We start from the raw sequence: 2,566 nt of genomic DNA, 5'->3' as shown, positions 1-2,566 counted from the left end.
CTTTGCTCCGCGTCACTGGCCATTGCCTGAAGCGGAACCGGGATTTTCTTCCATGTGCGCCCACCATCAGCTGTGCGCCAGAGGCGTGGCCCCACGCCGACCGCGTAGCCACGATCCGGATCGAGGAAAAGCAGCTGGTCAATCCGCTGGTTCTCGGGCCAGTCAAGTTGGGTCCAGTTCCGGCCACCGTCGCGAGAGCGCCAGAGTCTGGTGAAGTGCGGCGCTAATTCATTCCTCTTTTGCCGGGCCTTTACGTAGTCCATCCAGTCTGTGCTGACGTATTGCGTGCTCCAATCCTTCGAATACCACCAGGCCGCATCCTGTCCAGGTTGATGAAATGTGCGTGTCAGTCCGCCGTCAATAGTGCCTCGAAAAAAACCAATGGTTCTGCGATTGAGTCTCTCGGCAGAATTACTCATCCATGCTTCGACTGGCTCCGCATATTCCGGATCGGCTCGCTCGGAAACGGGCTTGAAAGTAATATTCGGCCCCGCTACCTTGAGGCTGATCACGTCGTTTCCCTTGATTCGGGCATTGCCGCCGCCATACGGCTTGTCGTCTTTCATGAACGACGTCGAAATGGTCTGCCAGGCTGGCACTGTCATTCTGTGGTATCCGTAAGCTGCAAGAGCGATGAGCAGGAGCCCGCCGCCGATGATTGTCCAACGCATCCGTGAGTGCATATCACTTTGCCTCCATCAGGCAGCCCAGCGCCGTGCTAACGGGATCGGCAACATCACTCTTCGTTGCCTCCCAAGCATCGCTGATCGATTTACCCCTCCACCACCTTGCCGCTTTCCACGACCTGCTGGCAGGTGTCCCAGTCTGCCCATTCTTCAAGCGCAGGTCCGCCCATAATTTCTTTCAGATCCGGAAACTGCAGATCAGCCAGTCCCCCATCGAGGTAAGCGAGGGGGTGGGTCTTGAAGGCAAATTCTTTGAATCTGCCAGCCGAGTTGATCCATTTACCAGGTTCGCCTCTTCAGCGTATAGCCATACAGGCCATATTGCGTATTTGTGGTTGCGTCGAAATAGACACCTTGCGTAATGCCGTCGTTGACTTCAGACCATGATTTTCCGTAGTCCTTGCTGACCAGGGTGAAGTCCCGCGGCGCACCATCTCCGCTCGCATCCGACGCGTACACGAGCAGTACGCCGCGCTGGCCGACACTGAAACCTTCCAGCCTGAAGCGCTTATCAAATGTGTGGACCTGCTCGACTGTCTGGGTGCCCTTATTCCCCCATTTTGATATCGCGCCAATGCGGTCACCGTCGTCGTCGCTCGCGACCAGGAAGTTGGGGGGGCGTCCAAGCTTCGAGATCGCGTAGACGGCGTAGCCATAGTCTGGTGGCACCTGCTCGGTCTGGAGATAGACGACGACCTGATCAGGAAGCTTCACCTCGGTCTCAAAGGCCTCGCTATTCCACTTCAGTCTGTCAACTATGCTTTCAGGTTTCGAATCCTCAAATTCTTGCGGCACATAATAGGCAACACGCAACACCCCCTCCGGACTGAGGTCCACTGCGGCAAACGTGCTTTGCTCCGCGTCACTGGCCATTGCCTGAAGCGGAACCGGGATTTTCTTCCATGTGCGCCCACCATCAGCTGTGCGCCAGAGGCGTGGCCCCACGCCGACCGCGTAGCCACGATCCGGATCGAGGAAAAGCAGCTGGTCAATCCGCTGGTTCTCGGGCCAATCAAGTTGGGTCCAGTTCCGGCCGCCGTCGTGAGAGCGGAAAAGCTTCGTGAAATGCGGTGTCGCGCCACTTGGAGGCTCAGGAATCTTGTAGTCCATCCAGTCCGTGCTGACGTACTGCGTCATCCAATCCTTCGAATACCCCCAGGCTGTGCTCTGTCCCAGCTGATGAAAGGTGCGCGTCAAGCCTCCGTCGATTGTGCCGCGGAAGAAACTAACGGTTCTGCGGTTGAGCGTCTCGTCAGCATTGCTCATCCACGCTTCGGTTGGCTCGGCACGTTCCGGATCGGTTCGCTGCGAAACAGGCTTGAATGTGACTATAGGGTCCGCAATCTTGAGGCTGATCACGTCGTTTCCCTTGATTCGCGCATTGCCTCCGCCATACGGTCTGTCGTTCTTCATGAAGGACGTCGAAATGGTCTGCCAGGCTGGCACTGTCATTCTGTGGTATCCGTAAGTTGCAAGAGCGACGAGCAGGAGTCCGCCGCCGATAAGTGTCCAGCGCATCCGTGATTGCATGTCACTTTGCCTCCATCAGGCGGCCCAGCGCCGTGCTAACGGGATCGGCAACATCAGTCTTCGTTGCCTCCCAAGCATCGCTGATCTATTTACCCGCTACCACCTTGCCGCTTTCCACGACCTGCTGGCAGGTGCCCCAGTCGGCCCATTCTTCAAGCGCAGGTCCGCCCATAATTTCTTTCAGGTCCGGGAGCTGCAGATCAGCGAGTCCACCATCGAGGTAAGCGAGGGGGTGGGTCTTGAAGGAAAAATCTTTGAATCTGCCAACTGAGTGGATCCATTTACCAGGTTCGCCTCTTCAGCGTATAGCCATACAGGCCATATTGCGTATTTGTGGTTGCGTCGAAATA

The 2,566-nt window shown here is 56.7% G+C and carries 3 protein-coding genes; 1 reads left to right on the top strand and 2 read right to left on the bottom strand.

The annotated features are described in order from the left end of the window. Positions 1-566, bottom strand: a 566-nt coding sequence (locus tag BTH42_RS33865; protein WP_372237310.1) for a WD40/YVTN/BNR-like repeat-containing protein, incomplete at its 3' end; no start/stop codon positions are given. Positions 567-965: 399 nt separating this feature from the next. Further along, positions 966-2,216, bottom strand: coding sequence for a glycosyl hydrolase (locus tag BTH42_RS33860; RefSeq protein ID WP_083655044.1), 1,251 nt, complete (start codon positions 2,214-2,216; stop codon positions 966-968). Here BTH42_RS33860 and BTH42_RS35770 point away from each other — a divergent pair. After that, positions 2,215-2,487: a hypothetical protein gene (locus tag BTH42_RS35770; RefSeq protein ID WP_075305524.1), complete on the top strand. Its 273-nt coding sequence runs from the start codon at positions 2,215-2,217 to the stop codon at positions 2,485-2,487. The genes BTH42_RS33860 and BTH42_RS35770 overlap by 2 nt on opposite strands. The last annotated feature ends 79 nt before the right edge of the window (positions 2,488-2,566 follow it).

The organism is Burkholderia sp. SRS-W-2-2016 (assembly GCF_001931485.1).
GTDB lineage: Bacteria > Pseudomonadota > Gammaproteobacteria > Burkholderiales > Burkholderiaceae > Paraburkholderia.
This window is presented reverse-complemented; position numbering and strand designations above follow the sequence as displayed.

Excerpts from the sequence above, each read along its gene's own strand:
- BTH42_RS35770 (WP_075305524.1), top strand. The coding sequence starts at position 2,215 with ATGTCACTTTGCCTCCATCAGGCGGCCCAGCGCCGTGCTAACGGGATC.
- BTH42_RS33860 (WP_083655044.1), bottom strand. The coding sequence starts at position 2,216 with ATGCAATCACGGATGCGCTGGACACTTATCGGCGGCGGACTCCTGCTC.